This window comes from Microcoleus sp. Pol12B5, assembly GCF_036701335.1.
Classification (GTDB): Bacteria; Cyanobacteriota; Cyanobacteriia; order Cyanobacteriales; family Microcoleaceae; genus Microcoleus.
In genome coordinates, this window is the sequence record NZ_JAUBQQ010000030.1 from 32,272 (window position 1) to 53,437 (window position 21,166).

A 21,166-nucleotide genomic window follows, 5' to 3' on the forward strand; every position below is an offset into this window, starting at 1 on the left:
AACACCATCCCTAATTGCAGTTCGCTACAACTAATGACTAATGACTAATAACTAATGACTAAATCTGTTCGATCGCCCGATCGACAGCAGTGCGGGCACGGAAACTCAGCGCAGGACGATCGATGCGATCGCGCAGCGATTCAAACCAGGCAGTTGCCCGTTCTCGATCGCCCAAACCTAAAGCACCCTCAATCAAAATCGCCCAAGCCAGAGCAATCTCGCTGGGATGATCGACCGTCTGAGCAGCTTCTAAAGCAGCTTCGGCGCGGGCTGTTGCCAAAAGGGGTCGATCGCACTCTAAATCCACTTGAGCCGCCCCAATCAGCACATAAGACAGCATCCGTTTGGCATCCACCTGTTGCAAAGTCGCGATCGCCCGCTCCACAGCAGCATCGGCTCCAATTTGCTGAAGCTGATAGTTCGCTAAAGCTAAAAGTGCCTGGGCGATCGCACCTTCACTGCCTTCGCCTTTGATTTTGGCTCCGACGATCGCCATTTCCTGACAATAAGGCAATGCCGCCGCCGGATCGCCCGCTTCCAGTTCCGTCATCGCCAAATAGCTGAGGTTATAACACTCGCACCAACGATCCTGCTGGGCCTGGGCCAATCGCCACGCCTGTTGCAACAGAGTTCGCGCTTGGGCATAGTTCCCGTGATGGCGGTGTACGGCACCCAACCCTTGGGGAATTCCGATGTTTGTAGCGCCAACTCTCCCCGCCAGAGACTGTGCCTCCAGCAACAAAGCTTCTGCCCGCGTCATTTCCCGTCCAATTTCAGCCAAGCAAGACCCGCTATATACCAGCAATCGCACGGCAGTAACTGGACTGGATGCCCGACTTACCTCTGCTGCCCGCAGCGAGTGTTGGTGGACGTTAGCGAAGTTGCTGCGATCGAAATGTAGGATCACCAATGCCTCAAGTCCGGTGGCTTCTGCTTCTTCTAAACCGAGAGCATTTGCTTCATCGATTAAGCGGTGCACCTCCCTGTCGAGTTGAGAAACTTGATCGCCAGTAACGCCTGCGATCGCGCTAACCCGCAGCAATTTTAAATGCAATTGAATGCGAGTGCGATCGTCAACTCCTTGACACTGCTCAATCCCAAGCTGAGCCAATTCTGATGCTTCCGCGTAGGCAAACAATTTCAAGCAACGTTCGGCGGCACAGAAGGCGCTAGACGCGGCTAATTCTCGATCGCCCCCGATAGCGGCGTGACGGGCAATATCGCCAGCCCAAGCGCCTTCTGGTGTGGAGAGTTGATGCAACTTATGAGCAATTTGCAAATGTATCAAATGGCGGCGCGGTTGTGACAACTGCCGATAAACAGCCTGACGCACAATATCGTGAGCAAAGTCATAGCCGATTTCGTCACCGAGAGAGGCGCTGGGACGGATAATGGTTTGTTGTTCGAGCTGTTCGATCGCCATCAGCAATTTCGGCAGCGGATAGTCTGCCACATGAGCCACCGCTGTCGGTTTGAAGCTCCGCCCCAATGCAGCGGCCCAAGGCAAAAATTCGCGAGCGATGTCATCCAATTGGTGGAGGCGATCGCGGATCAAAGCCTCTAAATTATCAGCATGAGTAGACCGATCCTGGGACAATGCCCGGGCAACTTCCAGCGCAAACAGGGGATTCCCCCCACTATCGATAAATATGCGATTGATCGCTTCTGGAGATAGCTCTAACGGATTAACCGCTTGCTGTCTGCGAATCAATTCAGCCGTTTGTTGTCGATCAAAAGGATGTAATTCCAGCGTTAGCAGCCGTCGTTCTCGTCTGAGTGCCTGCACCACCCGCGAGATGCCCGCATTCTCCTCTAATTCCCTGGAACGCCCGGTGCAGGCGAATAAAATCGGCTTATGACTCAACAAGCGGATGGCGTAGTGTAGCAATGCCGATGAAGCTTCATCGATCCACTGAATGTCATCCAGAATGACGATTAACGCAGCCTCACTGGCAGATTGAGCCAGCAATTGTACCACCGCATCAAACAGATGACTGCGATCGGGCGGAGCTTTCCCAGGTTGACCGAGTTCTGGTAGCAAGAAACCTAGCTCCGGCGGAATGTTGAGGGCGGGCGGAATAACGATCGATCGCAAAGCATCAATCCAGATACCGTAGGGTCGCACCATCTCCGCGGCAAATCCTCGTCCCCACAGCACTTGCACCGCCTGTGCCGTGGCTCGCAGCTCTTCCAGCAAGCGAGTTTTGCCGATTCCGGGTTCGCCCGCGAGCAAGAGCACTGGCGATGCCTCTGCGCTGGCGTTCGCGCCGCAGTTCGCAAGCAGTATTGGCTTTGCCCACTGCTGAATCGATGCCCATTCGCGATCGCGTCCCACTAGAGGCGACAAAGCCAAAGGTGAGGGAAACAAATTCGTTTGGGGTGGCCCTGCGGAGTGAGACGAGGGTTGAATGTCGGGCGCTTCGTCTTCCAGCAACAGTTGCTCGTAGAGCTTGCGAGTGATCGCACTAGGGTCAACTCCTAGTTCCTCGCGCAGCAAAGTCATGCAGCGGTGGTAGACTTGCAGTGCATTGGCGCGATCGCCGTTCAAATGGTGCGATCGCATCAAAGCTGCGTAGCTGGTTTCGTGCAACGGATCGATCTCCAGTAAGCGCTGTGCAGCACGGATTGCAGCCCGATAATCACCCTGAGCTTCCGACAGGCGAGTCAGAGATTCGAGAGCATGGAGCAATTTCTGTCGCAGGTGTTCGCGTTCTGGAAAAATCCACTCATCCTCACAACTCGGCAGCAAATCACCGCCGTAAAGCGCGATCGCTTGCTCCCAGGCTGTTCTGGCACCGTTAACATCTGCGGCTCGTTCCGCTGCTTCTGCGGAGGCGAATGCCCGTTCAAACTCAGCCACATCCAGCACGAAAGAGGCATGGGGATTCCATTGCAGGGTTTTGGCATCCGCCAGCAGGTAGCGATCGGCATCGGGGAGTCCCTGACGCAGGTGATGCAATTCCCGGCGCAAGTTGGTGCGAGCTTGGGCCTCGGTTGAATCTGCCCAGAATTGAAAGGCAAGTCGCTGACGGGTTTGCGGGATATCGCGATGCAGTACCAGGTAAGCCAACAAAGCTTGCGGGCGCTCTGTGGTGACACCGACAACGGGCTTGTCTGCACAGGAAAGGCAGAATCCGCCTAGTAGTTTGATATCTAAGGTGGAAAGCATATAGCTAGATATTATTTGTGATTTTAATCCATGCTCCGGGGTGTCAACTTCAGGAATGTCAGCAGGTGGCGATCGCTAATTGAAATGACATTGCTATACTATGTTATCCGCGCGGCGGTCTGTTTGAAGCCACACTTTTGTATTCTTAATATAAATGTAAGATAGATGCGGTACGATCGATTTTACCACAGCTCTCAATCAATGCAATTAACAAGTCAAACATGACCGCCAAAATTGCTACAATCAGCCTCTTGTTTATACTTTTGAGTCTAGCCTTCAGCAACAGGTTTTTCAAAAATCCTGTGTTAAAACTTTTCCCTGACAGCAACTCGCCCAATAAATTAACATCAAAATCTACAGTATTGACCGTCAAAACGGAAAATAGGGAGAAACAAAATACCGTGCAAGATATTCTGGATGACAGTGCGAAATTAGAAAAAGTAGCTGGCAATTTCCAATTTATAGAAGGCCCGATTTGGCATCCAGGCGGCTTTTTACTGTTCAGCGATATTCCCGCCAATATTATCTATAAATTAGCCTCAAATCAGCAAGTTGAGGTATTTCGCCGCCCTTCGGGAAAAGCCAACGGGAATACTTTAGACAAAGAAAACCGCTTACTTACTGCCGAACACGAAAATCGGCGTGTATCCCGCACAGAAAAGGACGGCAAAGTTATCACATTGGCGGATAGATACGAGGGCAAGCGGCTCAACAGTCCGAACGATTTGGTTGTTAAATCCGACGGCAGCATTTATTTTACAGATCCGTCCTACGGTGTTAGTAAAGACCAGGAAGAATTGGGTTTTTACGGTGTTTACAGGCTGGCATCCGACGGAAAATTAACTCTGCTGGTTAAGGATTTGGTGCTGCCGAATGGCATCGCTTTTTCGCCAGACGAACAAAAACTTTATGTCAACAATTCGGAAGCGGGATACATTGCCGTTTTCGATGTAAAACCGGACGAAACTGTTACAAATGAGCGGCTTTTTGCCGATTTAAAAGACGCCAGTCAAGGCGGAGTTCCCGACGGTCTAAAAGTTGATTTAGAGGGGAATATTTACAGCACCGGGCCGGGGGGAGTGTGGATTTTATCGCCGGATGGCAAGCTTTTGGGGAAAATTTCTGTGCCAGAGACGGCGACTAATTTGGCTTGGGGAGAAAGCGATCGCAAAACGCTTTATATTACGGCAAATACAAGTCTGTATCGGATTCGCCTTAAAATTGCGGGTGTGCGGTCTGGAAAATAATCTAAAATAGGGCGAGGTTGACAGTAAAGCGGTTTTTATTAGGGGTAATTGACCGGCCATGATATAATCTTAGGTTTGAGAATCAGTCATTCCTGATTCTTTAATCTCAAATCTCAAATCTCAAATGGTATTAATAGCTCGGTTGCACAAATTTCTAACTGCTACAGTCGATCGCACTTCCCGATCGCACACAATATTTTGGTTGACTTTGAGCTTGACTTTTGCTGCACTTTATGCTATTTTAGGACTCAAGCAAGTCTTCAGTGCCGAGTATATGGTGCAAGACGATGCGAGGCAGCACGTTTTCTGGATGATGCGGTTTGTCGATCCTGAATTATTCCCCAACGATTTCATTGCTAATTACTTTCAATCTGTCGCCCCCGCAGGATACAGCACGCTCTACAAATTAGCAGCAACAGTTGGCATTCACCCGCTATTATTTCACAAAATATTGCCGCTATTTCTCGGCTTAATCTCCACTTATTACTGTTTCGGGCTTTGCCTAGAAATGCTGCCAGTCCCGATGACTGGATTTATTGCATCTTTGCTGCTAAATCAGCATATGTGGATGACCGATGATTTGGCTTCCACAACGCCAAGAGCTTTTATATATCCGATATTTCTGGCTTTTTTATATTATTTGTCCCGCAGTTCGTTGCTGCCTTGTTTAGGAGCGATCGCCCTCATCGGACTATTCTATCCTCCTTACGCCTTGGTTGCTGCTGGAATTTTAGTTTTGCGCCTGCTATGCTGGAAAAACGGCGGTTTGCGCTTGTCGGGCGATCGAACAAATTACCTATTTTGCACTACAGGTTTGGGAGTAATCTTTTTAGTAATGCTGCCCTATGCCTTAGATCACTCTGAATTTGGCCCAACTTATACCGCAGCAGAAGCGAAGCAAATGGCCGAATTTGCACCAGACGGCAGAAATGCTTTTTTTCGTCCCAACCCCAAAGATTATTGGTTGACAGGGCGGGGCAGCGGGATGTTTCCCAAGTCGCTGTTTACGCCTGTAACTCACTGTGTCGGATTGTTATTTCCGCTACTGCTGTTTTTGCGATCGGCTTTTCCCTTAGCAAATCAGATTCAAAGCAAAATCTGGCTTTTGCTTCAGCTATTTTTAGCATCCTCTGCGATGTTTTTTGCGGCTCACGCCACCATTTTCAAGCTATATCAACCCGGTCGCTATACAGCCTATAGCTTGCGATTTATTGTTGTTTTAATAACTGCCATCGCCCTAACTTTAATTATCGATGGAGTCGGTCTTTGGGCTTCAAAAACCACAACAACATTTGATGTAAAAAACCTAGTTGCACTAATTACGACAGCGATTATCGCTATCGCCGTTGTCCTTTATCCCTGCTTGACCGAAAAATTTCCTACCGTCGGGTATGTAGAAGGTAAAATATCGGGTTTGTACAAATTTTTTGAGCAACAACCTAAAGATATCTTGATTGCTTCAATAGCGGGAGAGACTGATCACTTGCCAACATTTAGTCAGCGTTCTGTTCTGGTGGCCAAGGAATATGCAGTGCCTTATCAGAAAGGCTACTACAGCAAATATCAACAGCGAATTAACGAGTTAATTCGCGCTCAATACACTCCCAATCGAGCTGTATTGCAAAATTTTATTAATCAATATGGAGTTGATTTTTGGATGCTCGATCGCAATGCTTTCACTCTTGAGTATATAAAGGATGATGGCTGGCTAAATCAATTTGATTCTACACCGGAGGCGAGGCTGTCTCTCAAACAAGGAAAAATTCCCGCCTTAGCTTCAGCAATGACAAGTTGTGCGGTTTTTCAGAATGAAATTCTAGTGGTTTTGGAGGCGTCTTGTATTGTGAAATAGGCTGGGAGTTAAGACGGCTTACACCCAGAAATAAATGCCTTACCATCCGCTGACGTAAAACGAAAAAAAATGGCTTTTCTTAACTAAAACTCTTGATTTTTAGGTTGAACCGGAGGCACAAAACCCGGTTTCCGGCCCTAAAATTAGTAATTTAGTGACTTGTAGGGGCAATCCCCCTGCGGTTGCCACTCCTGAGAGGTAATGTTGCGGATATGGTGCAATTAAATAATCTCCGCAATCACAGGTGAATATAGATCCGGGGTCAAGTTCGCAGACAATGAAAATTGCACAAAAGCTCGATCGCCAATTATCTCTTTAACAAAAACATGGCAACACTTTACGTCAACCCGCAAATAGGCAGTGATTCCGCAGCCGGCACCCAATCGGCTCCATTCAAAACTATAGCCCGTGCAATCATCGCCCGCGCTGCATCGGGAACTACGATTCAGTTAGCAGCGGGAACTTACAGCGCTGTTAGTGGCGAAAAATTCCCCTTGGAAATTTCTTCGGGAGTAAAACTTATTGGCAATGAAGCTAACAAAGGTAAAGGCATTCTGATTCAAGGCAGTGGCAAATTTGTCAGTCCCACCGCTGCAAGCCAAAATATCACGATACTGCTAGCAACTAATTCGGAGTTGCGCGGAGTAACTGTAACCAATCTCGATAGTCGTGGCACGGGAGTCTGGATTGAGTCAACTTCTCCGACCGTAGCTAACTGCACTTTCACTCAATGCAAGCGCGAAGGCATTTTTGCCACGGGAATCGCTAATCCTGCGATTCTCGACAACGTATTTGTGGCAAACTCTGCGGCTGGGGTGATGATGGCGGGAACTGCTAAGGGAGTAATACGGCGCAATATTTTTCAAAAGATGGATTTTGGCATTTCTCTGGAAGCTAAGTCGGCTCCTTTGATTGCTGATAACCAAATTTTGGAAAATCGCTCCGGTATAGTTTTAGCGGGGGAATCTCAGCCGATTTTACGCAATAATCGCATTGAAAAAAATACCCAAGACGGTTTGACTGCGGTGGGGAAGTCGCTGCCAGATATTGGTACTGCTCAAGATTTGGGTGGCAATATTTTTCAGAATAACGGTGAATTAGATTTGCAAAACGCGACTGGGGTTAAGATTTCTACGGTGGGAAATCAGCTCAATTCTTCGCGGATGAAAGGTTTATTTGATTTGGGCAATGTGACGCCAACTCCGACTCCTGGCAAGCTACAGTTTAGCGACATTAGCACGCATTGGGCTAAGGATTTTATTGATCGCTTGGCAAAGATGAATATTGTTAGCGGGTTTCCCAATGGCACTTTTCAACCTTACGAGATTGTAACTAGAGCTCAGTATGCGGCTATGTTGGCGAAGGCGTTTGAATTGGTGCCGCGCCGTGATGCGACGGTTTTTAAGGATGTGGCGGCCGATTTTTGGGCCAAGGGAGCGATCGACCAAGCTAATCGAGCTGGCTTTTTGGCTGGATATCCAGACAGCACGTTTCGCCCGGAGCAGAATTTGACTAGAGTTCAGGCGATCGTATCTTTGGTAAACGGCTTGCAGTTGGGCGGCGGCAACCCCAATTCTTTGAGCGTTTATGTCGATCGAGCTCAGATTCCCAGTTTTGCCACCGACGAGATAGCAACCGCCACAGAGCGCAAAATCGTGGTCAACTATCCCGCCCGCGAAAAGCTTTCCCCAGCCCACGACATCACCCGTGGCGAGATATCCGCCCTCATCTACCAAACTCTGGTAGCCACAAAGCGAACCGAGCCAATTAACTCTCCCTACATCGTCTAAGGGAATTGGGACACAAGAGAGAGGTTGGTTCTTCTGAGATATTGCACCATTCTCAATAATCCTTTCAGGGCGGGATCTCCTGCCCACCCCACAAGAAAATCTACTCTTTGTGGAACAGGCCGGAAACCCTGTTAAGCGAGAATGGTGCAAGATGTGAGTTCTTTGTACCCCAAGTTATCCCATCTCCCCTCCCCCTTGTCTCCGATTCCCTCACTCTCCCCTACTCTCACTCACTCTCACCCACTCTCACCCACTCCCACTCTGCCAAGTCTTGATTTGCGAGTACCCGAATCGTTTTATGATTAAACATTAAGAAATTAAGTAAGCAATCCTTAAGGTTCGACTGTCAAATTATGGCTAAAATTCAATTTTCTCGGGGTATAGACGAAGATGCTGTGCCCGAAGTGCGCCTAACCCGTTCTAAAACGGGAGCTCAAGGCACGGCCACGTTTATCTTTGAAAATCCCAAAGCTCTCAGCAGCACCAGTACCGAAGACATTACTGGAATGTACATGATCGACGAAGAAGGCGAACTCCTCACTCGCGAGGTTAAGGCTAAGTTTATCAACGGTCAGCCTGCTGGTTTGGAAGCTCTTTATCTAATGAGAAGTCCCGAAGAATGGGATCGATTTATGCGTTTTATGGAACGCTACTCCGAATCAAACGGCTTAGGATTTAGCAAGGCATAATTGATGGGGAATAGGGCATGGGGTATGGGGCATGGGGTATGGGGCATTAGTTATTGGTTGTTAGTTATTTGATAATGAATAACTAACAACGAAGAAATAACAACTAACTAATGACTTCTTCGCTTTTCCCTCTTCCCTCTTCCCTCTTCCTGCTTGTTTCTTCCTTCTTCCTTCAACATCTGTTATATGACGCAAATTCCTCACCCCGACTTATCTAAAATAACCGTAAACTGCGCTATCATTACTGTTAGCGACACCCGCTCGGCGGAAACAGACAATAGCGGCTTGTTAACTAAGAAGCTGCTAAAAGATGCGGGTCACTCTGTGGTAGCTTACACTGTTGTTAAAGATGATGCAGCCAAAATTGTATTGCAAATGCAGGCTTTTTCCCAGCGTGAAGATGTAGATGCAATCATTTTTAACGGCGGCACGGGCATCGCTCCCCGAGATACGACCTATGATGTGATGGAGAGTTTGCTTGACAGGATTTTACCAGGATTTGGGGAAATATTTCGGTTCTTGAGCTATCAAGAAATTGGTTCGAGGGCGATCGCCTCTCGCGCAGTTGCAGGCGTCTATCAAGGCAAGTTAGTCTTTTCTCTTCCGGGCTCTAGCAATGGCGTGAAACTAGCTGTGGAAAAGCTGATTTTACCGGAATTAGTTCACTTGGTGACGCAGTTGCGCGGAGGATGAGAGCGAAAGTTCGGTTAATTTATTGACAATCAAGCAATTTGGTTACAAATCGTCCGAGGCATCCGTGGAGTGAGAAAAAAGCTTTGAATCCTCATCGCAAGCCCCGGTTTGATCGGTGAGGTCGCTTTCTTCAATCTCTTCAATCTAAAATCTAAAATCTAAAATCTAAAATCTAAAATCGACTGACTGCATTCACCGCAAGAAACGGGTGGCTTTGAGCCTAGTATATGGCTAAAGTGAGGAAACATCAAAATTCCCCTGACTTAGACTAGATTATTTCGATGCAGAATGCCAGTGTCTATGCTAGCGAAGATTATCACCGGATTGCTCGGGCGATCGCCTTTATGCGACAACACCACCTAAACCAGCCCAATCTGGCAACTGTGGCCCAGCACATAGGACTGAGTGAATATCATTTTCAACGGCTATTTACTCAATGGGCCGGCATTAGCCCCAAGCGGTTTTTGCAATATCTGACAGTTGAATATGCCAAGGCAAAAATCACTCAGACTAAAAGCCTTCTCGACTTAACATTGGACGTGAGGCTATCAAGTCCCGGACGATTACACGATTTATTTGTGAACTTAGAAGCAATGTCACCAGGGGAATTCAAAGCAGGCGGAGCAGGTTTACAAATTCGCTATGGTATTCATGATACCCCCTTTGGCACATCTCTAATCGCGACAACTGCCCGTGGTATTTGTAATCTTTATTTCTTGGAGACAACAGACGAACAAACCGCCGAACAAAGACTGCAATTGACCTGGAAAAAAGCTGAAATCATTCGTGATGAGCAAGCCACTCAATCATTGCGTGACCTGATTTTCACTTCAGAAACTCTCAGCGAGCAAAAATCACTAACGCTCTTGGTAAAAGGCACTAACTTTCAGATTCAAGTTTGGCGAGCACTTTTGCAATTGCCATTTGGGGCGATCGCAACGTATCAGACTATAGCTCAAATGGTAGCACGCCCAACTGCTGCTAGAGCTGTAGGAAATGCGATCGGTAAAAATGCGATCGGCTATCTAATTCCGTGTCACCGAGTCATTCGAGAATCTGGAGAACTCGGTGGCTATGGCTGGGGAGTAGAGCGTAAAACAGTCATGTTAGGTTGGGAAGCTAGTCATACAATTTGCGATTGATTATCCTTTTGGTTTGTTTGCGCGGCAATTATGAACCGCCCGGTAGGGAAAGCCTAAATAGGCTTCTTGACCCGATTATGCAGCCCTACTTGAGACTCCGATTGTAGAAATCAGCAACTTTGTCAACGTACATCTTTGGGTTCGTATTGTAGCTTTCTGGATGTTTCTTGGCATTGGTTTCCCAATATTCGGCCCCAGGATATGCTTCTCTGAGTTGACGGGAGTTTTCTATAGGAGTATAAGGATCGATCGCACTGTGAATAATCAAAACTGGTCTAGGGGAAATACGACCTATCTCCTGCACTGGCTTAGAAGAAGTTAGATCATATCCAGTCAACAAATGTCCAAACATCATGGTAGAAAGAAGAAATATCCCAGGTAATCCTGAAGCTGACTGCCAATGCTTCTGAATAATTGGATAAACCTCTGCGTAACCACTGTCAGTGACCACTGCTCCGATGTCAGAGTCATCTGCTGCTGCTCCAAGTACAGTAGCAGAACCCATTGAAAAACCTAAAACCCCAATCTTTTTTGGCTTAAAGCCCCTGATTTTAAGCCAATCCACTGCTGCAATAACATCTCGCCTTTCTGTAATTCCAAAGGTGAAACGAGAATCAGCACTTTGCCCATGTCCTCGCAGATCGATCATAAGTATCGAAAAGCCTTTTTGATTCATAGCTGAACCAAACTCGGCAAACTTTCCAGCAAGCTCACAAGTCCGACTGGAATTCAATCCATGCACTAAAATTAATACCTTATCTGTCGCTTTTTCTGGAATAAACCAACCAGCAATCTCCACGCCATCAGGTGCACGAAATCTTACATTTTCAGGAGGAACAGCAAAAACAGATGCTTTAAGAGGATCAAAGCATCTGTTTGGCTTTGAAAGAGTATGTCCTGCATAAGCGGAGATGCCGAAATAGCCAACCACTAGAAATGCTGAGATACCAGAAGCTAACTTGATAAAAAGATGCTTTTTGGCTTTCATCTATTTTGTTACCTAGTTCTTGAAGATTATTTTCAGCGAATGTTCGATATAATTTCCTGGCTGCATCGGTACCGCGTTAGCAGGTTGAGTGAAATATTCCCCCGACATTCTTACCTTGTTGCATTAAATTGTTGAAAATGTCTACAGCCAATTTGGTAGACCCAATATAATACTCAATACCTCTTTGATGCAGCAGTTCTTCAGTTTCGGGACAGGTATGTAGCATGAGTTCCATACCACGTGTCAAAACCATAAATTCTATACCTTGCTCTAAAATTTCTTTGATATCAGCAGGTTGAATACCTGGTTGGTGACGAGTACCTGTGAGTCTCCAATCCCATTCCTTAGAACCTCCAGGCCATACTTTACAATCTTTGAATTGACAAGTTTGGCCGTCAGTGGTTACTTTAATACGTCCCCAAGAGATATGAGTAATCAGGCTTTGATGACAATTGCTCATAATATTGTGTATTTATAAAAAAGATAAACAAAAGACATTTAACTAATGTAGATAGGAGCACCCAACCGCTAAATTGAGATGCCCCATTAACTTTAGTTTAACTGAAAGTATCCCTATTCAGTAAATCAAGGCTCGTTTACAAACATCAAGTCCTTGAGTTAAGCATTCCTCTCGCCACTTTCGAGATATGGGTGCAAACATTTATACCAACAGATGTTTTGTCCATTCATAGTTCTGGTGTGACTTACGCTCAGAAACCCGGTTTCTACCCTATGTCGATAGACCGAAAATAAATTTCATGGTCAAGGTCAATCTACACTAAAAATAGTGTGTTTCGTTAGCTTTCTAATCATATTGTTTCCGGTTGCATCAGTATTGTTCAAATATCCCAACAGTCAGTTTTCAGGAAATCCTAATTTTACTCAACATTCAACAATCATCTCATTCGTGCAACCGGAATCACTATCACCAAGATAGGTTATTCGATGAAAATCCCAGCAACTTTGTCTCCATTCATAGTCATGTGTGCCACAAATTCATCTCCACCATCTTCAAAACTCAGCTTCCACAAATAAATCGGAAAATTACCTTGTTTTATTTCACCAAAATAATTAATTGAGTATCCCTTTTGCAGGCGGGAAGCAAGCTGCTCGCTAACATCGTCAAACATTTTTTGTGTAATGTTCGCTTTGTAGCCTGCATCACCGACTGTAGTAAAAAGCTCGTAATTTTTCGATGCTGTCGCATCCAAGATAACCTGCAAACAATCGATGACGTTTGGAGATGGGTCGGTCGGGTTCATGCTCATGTCCTTCTTTTAGGGTTCTATCAAAATGTCTAACAAATGGCGCTGTGAATAGCTTCTACGGCTGTCTAATATCAAATCCGGTAGCATCGCCATTATTTATCGGTAGGGGGTGCGAGGGCAGAAATTTGACAATCCACAGATTAGATTATTTACACTCACCCACCGCCCCAAGGATTGAATAATATCTCTGCAACTTTACCATTTATAGCAGTTTTCAATCGAATTAAATAAATACAGCTTTAGACACGGCACTGCCGTGTCCTACCCGATATCTGTACTTCACTATACTGAAAACCGCTATATTGCCTCAGCAACAATAGTGCGGTGTCGGACTGTATTACAAGTGATTGTCGGCTGGGCAAAACCGGAATCTACCAAAGCTTGCTCAATATCCAACCCAAAATACTGATCCAAATAAGGCTCCGTACTCTTGAGCAAAGTCAAAATATAAGGAGGCATTTTGGCATACACTTCCGACTGAGGATTCATATCCATAATTGTCAAATGTCCGCCAACACGTAGCAAACGCCTCGCTTCCCGAAAAATTTCTCTCGTAGCTTTCTGTGGCAATTCGTGACAAACTAAACACATAGAAACTAAATCAAAAGCAGCCGCAGGCAAACCAGTAGATTCAGCAGCGGCGTGCACCCAAGTCGGAGATTTTTGATTTAAAGATTCAGATTCTCGCTGTTGGGAACGGTATTTAGCCACTGCTAAAAAATAAGGAGACAACTCCACCCCTGTCATCTTCGCTTCCGGGTAAACCTCCCCAAGGGCAAAGGTACTCATTCCCACACTACATCCTAAATCAACAATATCTCGCGGCGAAGAAGCAATCTGAAATTTGATGACTTCGTGATAGCTGGCGCGGAGTTTTGCATCGCCTTCTGCACCTGCTTCCGGCCAAATAGTGGCGTGAACTGTACGGGCGGCAACTTCAACTTCTGTAGCAGCTTCCCAACTCATATTACCTTTTTCATAAGCGTGGAATGATGTTAGATAATATTTCGGGTAAACAAGATCGGGATTTTGAACGCTGAGCAATTCTGCATCCCAATTCCGGGACAAAAGTGCTTGGGATTCTTGTCGCCAATGCACTCCGATTTTTTCTCCTCTTTTTATCATCATTTCCCGTGCTTGGTGCTTGGCTAGATTAGCCAAAGGCTTGATGGAAAGGACGCCATTTACTAAGCGCGAGGCTAATCCCGGAGTTTTGTTAACTGCAACCGTCATGTTTTATGTTTTTCTATTTTGCGCCACTTATTTTAACACGCTTAGGCGATTTTGAGTCGGTTAATATAATGAAAGTTAACTTTATGCTGGCGAGTGAAATGCAAATGTTTGGTGAAAAAGACTTTTTTTAATGAACCGCAGAGGGCGCTGAGAACGCAGAGTTAGAGAAGAGAGGAAAGATCAGAGTAGGGCAAAAGTGGATCGGGTGGTATAATATTTATTTGTGCTTACCTACTTCCTTCTGGGGAATTCATCTGGAATCTGGAATCGGATTTGCCGAAGTTGGAGTATTTGGAAGAACACTTTAAATCGGGCTATTCAGGAGTTTTTGATGAGCAAATCTATTGTGGAATTGGTTGACAATTTGCCGTCTGGTGGCGTCACTGTGATGATGCTCAAATCCCTCGATTTTGTGGTTCCGGGGGAGTGGAATAATCTAACGGGTTTTGAGAATACTATTCAAGCGGTGACTGGGGAAACCAAGCGCAAATTAGTTGAAAAAATTCGCGATCGCGCGATCGAGCTTTACGCTAACCCCAATGAGCCATATCAAGGCGTAGTCAGGCTTTACCAGTTAGCAGACAGCGCCGACAGTGCGTTAGGTGCAACGGCTATGGCCAGTAAAATTGGCGAAAACATCGGCTTTCTTTCCTTTTTCAACCGCCTCACTCCCAAAGCTGACACAACTCAAACGATCGACTTGTGTGTCAAAGTGGCGATCGAGCTAATAGCCTACTGCAAACTTAACAATATTTCCCTTGACAATGTGGGAAGCTTTGGTAATTATTTATCTCATTACAAAGGCGAATCTCTAATGCGGATGGCTGCTTTAGTGTGTGCTGACGGTTTAATTCCCCTTGGCCCGGACTTCATTAGAGTAGCACAAAATACCATAGGCGGATTGAATCCTTCAACCTTGCAGCAAAACTCAACATTCCAAAATATCAGCAACCTAATTCCCGGCGCAAATAATTCACAAAAGTTCGGGTTTGTGACATCAACTTTCGCCTCAGCGCAAGGTTGGATGAACAATTTAGTACAGTCTCGCGGCTTAACTCCCGCCATAGTTTTGGGCCATCTCAAGCAATACGTTGATGTTACTGATGACAAATTGGATTATGTGGCGGCGTTTTTAGACATGACTACCAATTATTACGAACATACGGGAATTCAGACGGTTGCTCGCCGAGTGATCGATCGAGCTTATGGCGAAATAGCCTCTGGCAGATCCTAGAAAAGTCGTTCCCAGGTGAGGGAACAGATAGAGGCAGAGCCAAAGCATCTGCGTTCCCAGGCTCTGCCTGGGATCGAGGGAATAAACCTCGCAATGTGAGTTAAAATAAGCTGATTATGTTTAGCAAACCTCTTTTAATCGCATTGTGAAAAACAAATCGCTTCCTTCATCCGTAACAGTCAAGCTAGGCAAATTTGTCTGGACATCAATGTGGCAATTAATGATGTCAAAACTAGCGCCGCCCGATCGCACCGGAGCATACATTCGCCCCAGCAGCAGTTTCCGCAATTTTGTCAGCACAGAAGCAGACAACCCTTACCAGCCCGCCACAGCACGATATCGCCTCTTCGTGGGTACGGGATGCCCTTGGGCGCACCGCACTTTGGTGACGAGGGCGCTCAAAGGGCTGGAAGATGCGATATCTGTGTCGATTGTCTATCCCTCTGAAGGGGGAATGTGGGTGATGGAGTCGGAGACTTTTGGCTGCAACACGATGCCCGAACTTTACCAGTTGGCTTTACCGGGCTATCAGGGGCGGTGTACGGTGCCAGTGCTGTGGGATGAGTCGAAAAAGACGATCGTCAATAACGAGAGTTCGGAAATTATTGTGATGCTAAACTCGGAGTTTAACGAGTTTGCTAGCAATCCTCACATGGATCTTTATCCTCTGGATTTGCGATCGCAAATTGACGAGTGGAATGAGAAGATTTACCAATCGGTGAATAACGGCGTTTATCGCTGCGGTTTCGCGCAATCTCAAGCTGCTTATGACTCGGCTTGCAGTGAATTGTTTGCTGTTTTAGACGAGATCGATCGATCGCTCTTGAGGAGTCGTTATCTTTGTGGCGATCGGGTGACATTAGCAGACGTGCGGCTTTTTACTACTCTATTCCGTTTTGATGCCGTTTACTACAGCTTGTTCAAATGCAATGTGCGCCGCATTCAAGATTACGAGCATTTGGGAGCTTATCTGCGCGATTTGTACCAGTTACCGGGAGTTGCTGGCACTTGCGATTTGGAGGCTGTCAAACGCGATTATTACGGCAATTTGTTCCCGCTGAATCCCGGCTGCATTATCCCCGCTGGGCCCGATCCGGCGAGTTTGCTCAAAGCTCACGATCGAGAAAAAGTCGCAAAGAAAGCCAGTTTTTGAACGAGTTGGCGCGGACTCGCTCTTATTCTTGAATTTCACTTTTTGTCTGGTTTACTTCTTCGTCTTCAACTTCAAAATTAATTCGTTCGTAAATCTCTCTCAGCGACATTTGAAATTCTACGGATTCTAGGGTCAATACCGATTCGTCTGAATCATATTCTGTTAATACCCATTTGCCATTAGAATTTTTAGCAAATTGTTCAATGTGATAGCTGTATTGGTCAATTAAAATGTATTCTCGAAATTCCGGGATTGATCGATAGACGAGAAATTTACCACCTCGATCGTAGTCTTTGGTTGAATTGGATAAAATCTCAACGATTAGCAGAGGATTTGTGACAATTGTTTTGTTACTTCCTTGATAGACTGGTTCTCCTTGAATGACGATGATATCGGGATAGACGTAGCGGCGAGTTTGGGGTATCCACAGGCGCACATCATTGATAAATGTCTCGTAATCTTGACCATTCACAGTCAAGGGGAATTTGCGAGAAAAATTCAGTGCAAGTTTGTTGTGGTTGGTTGTTCCGCCTGTCATTGGTACGATTTCCCCATCATGGTATTCACTTTTGTCGATCGCACTTTCTTCTAATGCGAGATATTCCTCTGGCGTGTAGTAGCGTTTTTCTGTTTGTGGTTGCTTTTCGGTTGCTGGTTTTTCTTGGGTTTGCATTGTCCTTCCCTTCTGTTCTCAAGTGATTTTATGATAACAGCGATCGCATGGGACTCAGAGACAGGCTTTCTTACCACAATCGGGCGTGAAGATGCCAACATTCTCGCAGAAACCCGGTTTCTTGGATTAGGCCCGCAGGACCCTCAGAAACCGGGTTTATTAACAAAATCCGGCGTGAGGATGCCACAATTATCGAAGAAATCCGGTTTCTTGGACAACGATGATTCGGCTACTTCCTAGCTTCCAGACAAAATCTCTTCGAGTGCTAATCTCAGCGTCGGATATTGATATTGAAAACCGCTAGCTAAAGTTTGTTTTGGCAACACTTTCTGCCCTTCCAAAACAAGTTTTGCCCCGTCTCCCAAAAGCATTTCTAAAGCAAAACCTGGCACCGGCAACCAAGAAGGTCGCTTTAAAACTTCTCCTAAAGTTTGACACAATTCATTCATCCGCACCGGATTTGGTGCTGTCGCATTCAAAACGCCTTCAACTTGCGAATTTTGCAAAGCGTACAAAATTAAATCAACCACATCCTCGCGATGAATCCAAGAAAACCACTGTTTTCCTGTCCCAATCGGGCCGCCTGCAAATAGTTTAAAAGGTGGCAGCATTTTTGCCAAGGCGCCTCCCATTCCCAAAACTATCCCCAGCCGCAAAATTGCTAGCCGCGTTCCCGCATTTTTTGCAGGTTGGGCTGCTGCTTCCCAGTCTTTGCAAACTGCTGCTAAAAAATCGTTTCCCGCGAGGCTCGTTTCGTCAAACTCAGCGGTTTCGCTGGTTCCGTAATAGCCGATCGCCGATGCGCTAACAAACACCGATGGTCTAGGATTAGCATTGACGATCGCCTCGACCAATTTTGCCGTCGTCAGTTTGCGACTGTCCAGAATTTCCTGCTGGCGCGCCTCCGTCCACCTTTCCTCCGCAATCGGAACCCCTGCTAAATTGACAACACCATCGCAGCCAGCGATCGACTTTTGCCAATCACCAGACTCCGCAGGAGTGTAGGCGACAACTTCTAAATTCTGATAAGCTGAAGCCGGAAAAACTCGGCTAGCCTTCGCCGCATCCCTGCTCAAAACCACCACTTGATGTCCCGCAGCTTGCAGCTTCTCCACCAGCCGGCTACCTACAAATCCCGTTGCTCCCGCGATCGCTACTTTCATCTTTTACCAATAATGCACAGTTCTAGCAGTTTAGACGATCGTCCAAACTTGTCTTTGATTATACAAAACTAGAGAGCAGGCCCGATCGCCTCCCCACAAGCCAAGTGTATTTTCATTAAACTGATAAAGGACGCGAGGAACACAAACCATGCCTGCAAAAAAATCAAAGCTTCTAATTGCTGCCTCCATCGCCGCAGCAGGTAGCGCTGCGGTCTACTTTTACTTCCAGGGTTTGAGCCAACAAGTATCCAACCCTCAAGACAGCGCCAAAGTTGTACCCGACGAAGCAATGATGGCCGCGTTTATCTCCCCCAATCCCCAAGCGCTGTCACAATTGCAGCGATTTGGCACGCCAGGGGCTCAAAAGTTGGTCGGTCAGGGTTTGAAGACCTTTCAAGAACAAAGCTTGGCAGGCACTCAAATCGACTTTGACAGGGACTTAAAACCTTGGTTAGGGGGGGTCATGGTCGCTTTGCTGCCCCCTGATGCTGTGACGAATACAGAGCCTCCAAAACTGCTGGTAGTAGTGAGCGTCAAAAATAAAATTAGCGCTTGGAATTTTGCTAATAAATTAAAATCTCAGCCCGGTGCAACTACTCAAGAAACCGAGTATAAAGGAGTTAAAATTTTTGAAATTGCAGAGCCAACTGGCAAGCGCTACAGTTTGGCTTTGCTGAACGACCAATTAGTGATGGCTCCTTTGAAAAAGCCTGTGGAATTGGCGATCGATACTTTTAAAGGAGAACCCTCCCTGGCTACGCAGCAGAGTACAACTAAGTTTTTTTCTGAGAGTGCTGGTGTCAAGAATCCGATCGCAACTGTTTATATTGCTGACTATCCGGCGGCAATTGAGCAATTGAAAGCTAATTTTTCCGCCGATATCCAGTTGCCTTGGACAGTGTTTTCGCAGTTCAAACAAGTGAAGTCTTTGGTTGCGGGAATTGGGGCGGATAGTGAGGGATTGAGGGTAAAAACTATTGCTCAGTTAGACCCTAAATTCGTGCAGCAAAATCCACAATTTGCATCGAAATTGTTGCCCAGATTTCCCGTCGAAACCATTGCGTTAGTCGGTGGCAAGGGAATCGATCAAATTTGGTCGCAAGCAACCGCTGAGGCACAAGATAGCCCGGAAGTTGACAGGGGAGTTCAGCAGGTGAGGAATAGTTTTAAGCGGTTGGATTTGGATGCGGATCGAGAGGTTTTTGGTTGGATGAATGGGGAATTTGCGATTGGGGCGATCGGTTCTAATCAAGGCATTTTATCTCAGTTGGGCATGGGGGCGGCGATGATTTTTGAAACTAGCGATCGCCCTGCAGCCGAAGCAACCCTGAAAAAACTCGATGCGATCGCCAAAAGCAATCCTACAGTCAGTGTCGCCCCCAGACAAGTTCAAGGCAAAGAGGTTACGGAGTGGCAAATACCCCAGCAAGGCACTTTATTCGGGCACGGTTGGCTGAATGAAAATTCTGTGTTTGTAGCTTTCGGCGGGCCTTTAGTTGATGTGATTACTTCGACGCCACCCCAGCCGTTAAGCAGCAGTCCAAGTTTTCAGGCGATCGCTACTTCTTTACCGCGGGCAAACCAAGGTTACTTTTACATAGATATGGAAAAAACCATGTCTTGGGCTAACCAATATTTGCTTGCAGTACAGCCAAATTTAGTTTCACCGCCTGCTGCTGAATTGCTCAATTCTCTCCGAGGAGTTAGCGTAGCCACAGCTTCTACACAACCGACAACTGCTGAGTTGGAGATGCTTTTTGCCTTCAAATCTAACCGGTAATTTTTCCTTCTATCCTTCTATTCCTTAATATCCTTTCCGGTTGCATCGGAATAATCAAATCGAGTCAACAGTTAACACTCAACCATTCGGTTTTTCGACCGGCCCGTCAACAGTCAACAGTCAACTATTCCGGAGGAGTGCAACCGGAATTGATATAAATCCCGTACACGACTTCGTGGCCGGAGTTTTTTCTGACAAAAAAAAGATGCTGCCCTCAATGGAGGGCAGCTACTCAAATAAAGCATCTTAAAGTCTCTCAAAACTTCAGAATTAACCTTCAGACATTCCCGATTTATTGGGCAATTGCAAATCATCAGGATCTACATAGTGACAAACTGCTTTGTCCATGCAAATTAATGCCCAGCCAGATTTATCTATGCTCATCAACTTGTAAGAAGCGGGCTGAATAAAGAAACCTTTGTGGTTCCGGGTTGCTGGTTTGATGTTAACGTGGCTGTCAGTGCTCATGTTTTTACAACTCCTAGTATTATCCTAATAAAATCTGAAAACCGCTGAGCGGATTTGGCAATCGTCTAAGTTTTCAAATACTAGCACTGACTTCCTGAGTTTTCCATAAAGTTATTTATTGATTTATTACGATGTCGTAATAAACCGCACAGCCGATTTCTTCGATCCCCGCCCAAAAATCGACTTGTTTGCGTGGTTACGGCTCCAGAAGCCACTGTTTAACGCGGGCGAGACTCTTCCAGTCGGGTTTTCTCTTTAATCCTTCTTCAAAATTTTTTTTAACTTCGTCGAGCAACTCTTCCGAAGCCATCACTAATTGCTGAGCCACTTCGACGTGGGGGCGCACTCCTTTTTCTTTGAGATCGAGGATCGCTACTGCTAGGTTGATGCGAGCTTGGGGGTCATGAGGGTTCAATTTAACGGCTGTTTTCGCTGCCTTTTGAGCCGGTGCAGGTTTATTTTCCAACAGATAGAGCCACGCGAGGCTAGCCCAGGCATTGCCATTTTTGGGAGCTTTTTCGCACACTTCTTTAAATACGGGGATCAGATTAGCCGGGGCTTCGCCAGCTTGGTAGCGATCGAAACCGTCTTTAAACAATTCTTCAGGGGTCATTCGATTTTAGA

Annotated in this window: 18 protein-coding genes; 9 read left to right on the forward strand and 9 right to left on the reverse strand. The window is 46.2% G+C overall.

All coding sequences use genetic code 11. From position 1 onward, the window contains the following. Positions 1–58 precede the first annotated feature (58 nt). Positions 59–3,169 (reverse strand): BTAD domain-containing putative transcriptional regulator, encoded by a 3,111-nt coding sequence (locus QUA24_RS15020; protein WP_333230572.1) that lies wholly within the window; start codon positions 3,167–3,169, stop codon positions 59–61. Positions 3,170–3,390: 221 nt separating this feature from the next. Here QUA24_RS15020 and QUA24_RS15025 point away from each other — a divergent pair, with 221 nt between their 5' ends. The 6 genes from QUA24_RS15025 (at position 3,391) to QUA24_RS15050 (ending at position 10,582) form a co-directional block, all read left to right on the forward strand. Next, on the forward strand, positions 3,391–4,416 hold the full coding sequence (locus QUA24_RS15025) for an SMP-30/gluconolactonase/LRE family protein (protein ID WP_333230573.1): 1,026 nt from the start codon (positions 3,391–3,393) through the stop codon (positions 4,414–4,416). A gap of 124 nt (positions 4,417–4,540) precedes the next feature. Continuing rightward, positions 4,541–6,268, forward strand: coding sequence for a hypothetical protein (locus QUA24_RS15030; RefSeq protein ID WP_333230574.1), 1,728 nt, complete (start codon positions 4,541–4,543; stop codon positions 6,266–6,268). Between the two features lie 326 nt (positions 6,269–6,594). Next, on the forward strand, positions 6,595–8,058 hold the full coding sequence (locus QUA24_RS15035; RefSeq protein ID WP_333230575.1) for a DUF1565 domain-containing protein: 1,464 nt from the start codon (positions 6,595–6,597) through the stop codon (positions 8,056–8,058). A gap of 353 nt (positions 8,059–8,411) precedes the next feature. Continuing rightward, positions 8,412–8,747, forward strand: coding sequence for a photosystem II reaction center protein Psb28 (psb28, locus tag QUA24_RS15040; RefSeq protein ID WP_333057059.1), 336 nt, complete (start codon positions 8,412–8,414; stop codon positions 8,745–8,747). 186 nt (positions 8,748–8,933) lie between these two features. Beyond that, positions 8,934–9,440, forward strand: a complete 507-nt coding sequence (locus tag QUA24_RS15045; protein ID WP_006632696.1) for a MogA/MoaB family molybdenum cofactor biosynthesis protein — start codon at positions 8,934–8,936, stop codon at positions 9,438–9,440. 281 nt (positions 9,441–9,721) lie between these two features. Further along, positions 9,722–10,582 carry a methylated-DNA--[protein]-cysteine S-methyltransferase gene (locus QUA24_RS15050; protein ID WP_333230576.1) on the forward strand — a complete coding sequence of 287 codons (861 nt, stop codon included), beginning with the start codon at positions 9,722–9,724 and terminating at the stop codon, positions 10,580–10,582. Between the two features lie 85 nt (positions 10,583–10,667). Here QUA24_RS15050 and QUA24_RS15055 read toward each other — a convergent pair whose 3' ends face one another. From QUA24_RS15055 to QUA24_RS15070, 4 genes are all read right to left on the reverse strand, one after another. Continuing rightward, the gene (locus tag QUA24_RS15055; RefSeq protein WP_333230577.1) at positions 10,668–11,570 is read right to left on the reverse strand and encodes an alpha/beta fold hydrolase; all 903 of its coding nucleotides are present in this window, start codon (positions 11,568–11,570) and stop codon (positions 10,668–10,670) included. 76 nt (positions 11,571–11,646) lie between these two features. Next, positions 11,647–12,030, reverse strand: a complete 384-nt coding sequence (locus QUA24_RS15060) for an Mth938-like domain-containing protein (protein ID WP_333230578.1) — start codon at positions 12,028–12,030, stop codon at positions 11,647–11,649. A 478-nt stretch (positions 12,031–12,508) separates the two neighbouring features. Then, complete coding sequence (locus tag QUA24_RS15065; RefSeq protein ID WP_333230579.1) at positions 12,509–12,832, reverse strand: hypothetical protein; 324 nt, start codon at positions 12,830–12,832, stop codon at positions 12,509–12,511. 303 nt (positions 12,833–13,135) lie between these two features. Continuing rightward, positions 13,136–14,071 (reverse strand): class I SAM-dependent methyltransferase, encoded by a 936-nt coding sequence (locus QUA24_RS15070; RefSeq protein WP_333230580.1) that lies wholly within the window; start codon positions 14,069–14,071, stop codon positions 13,136–13,138. Between the two features lie 331 nt (positions 14,072–14,402). Between QUA24_RS15070 and QUA24_RS15075 the strand changes: the two genes are divergently transcribed. Both QUA24_RS15075 and QUA24_RS15080 read left to right on the forward strand, forming a co-directional pair. Next, a complete protein-coding gene (locus QUA24_RS15075; protein WP_333230581.1) occupies positions 14,403–15,305 on the forward strand; it encodes a hypothetical protein in 903 nt (300 codons plus the stop codon). Positions 15,306–15,513: 208 nt separating this feature from the next. Beyond that, positions 15,514–16,458: a glutathione S-transferase family protein gene (locus QUA24_RS15080; RefSeq protein WP_333230590.1), complete on the forward strand. Its 945-nt coding sequence runs from the start codon at positions 15,514–15,516 to the stop codon at positions 16,456–16,458. 22 nt (positions 16,459–16,480) lie between these two features. On the opposite strand, the gene QUA24_RS15085 is transcribed toward QUA24_RS15080, so the two are convergent. Both QUA24_RS15085 and thyD read right to left on the reverse strand, forming a co-directional pair. Then, positions 16,481–17,131 (reverse strand): Uma2 family endonuclease, encoded by a 651-nt coding sequence (locus QUA24_RS15085; protein ID WP_333230582.1) that lies wholly within the window; start codon positions 17,129–17,131, stop codon positions 16,481–16,483. Positions 17,132–17,367: 236 nt separating this feature from the next. Then, positions 17,368–18,294: a thylakoid membrane protein ThyD gene (gene thyD / locus QUA24_RS15090; protein WP_333230583.1), complete on the reverse strand. Its 927-nt coding sequence runs from the start codon at positions 18,292–18,294 to the stop codon at positions 17,368–17,370. Positions 18,295–18,442: 148 nt separating this feature from the next. Between thyD and QUA24_RS15095 the strand changes: the two genes are divergently transcribed. Next, positions 18,443–20,074: a DUF3352 domain-containing protein gene (locus QUA24_RS15095; RefSeq protein ID WP_333230584.1), complete on the forward strand. Its 1,632-nt coding sequence runs from the start codon at positions 18,443–18,445 to the stop codon at positions 20,072–20,074. Positions 20,075–20,344: 270 nt separating this feature from the next. Here QUA24_RS15095 and QUA24_RS15100 read toward each other — a convergent pair whose 3' ends face one another. Both QUA24_RS15100 and QUA24_RS15105 read right to left on the reverse strand, forming a co-directional pair. Beyond that, a complete protein-coding gene (locus QUA24_RS15100) occupies positions 20,345–20,542 on the reverse strand; it encodes a hypothetical protein (RefSeq protein WP_006632682.1) in 198 nt (65 codons plus the stop codon). 196 nt (positions 20,543–20,738) lie between these two features. After that, positions 20,739–21,155: a tetratricopeptide repeat protein gene (locus QUA24_RS15105; protein WP_333212545.1), complete on the reverse strand. Its 417-nt coding sequence runs from the start codon at positions 21,153–21,155 to the stop codon at positions 20,739–20,741. Positions 21,156–21,166: the final 11 nt, after the last annotated feature.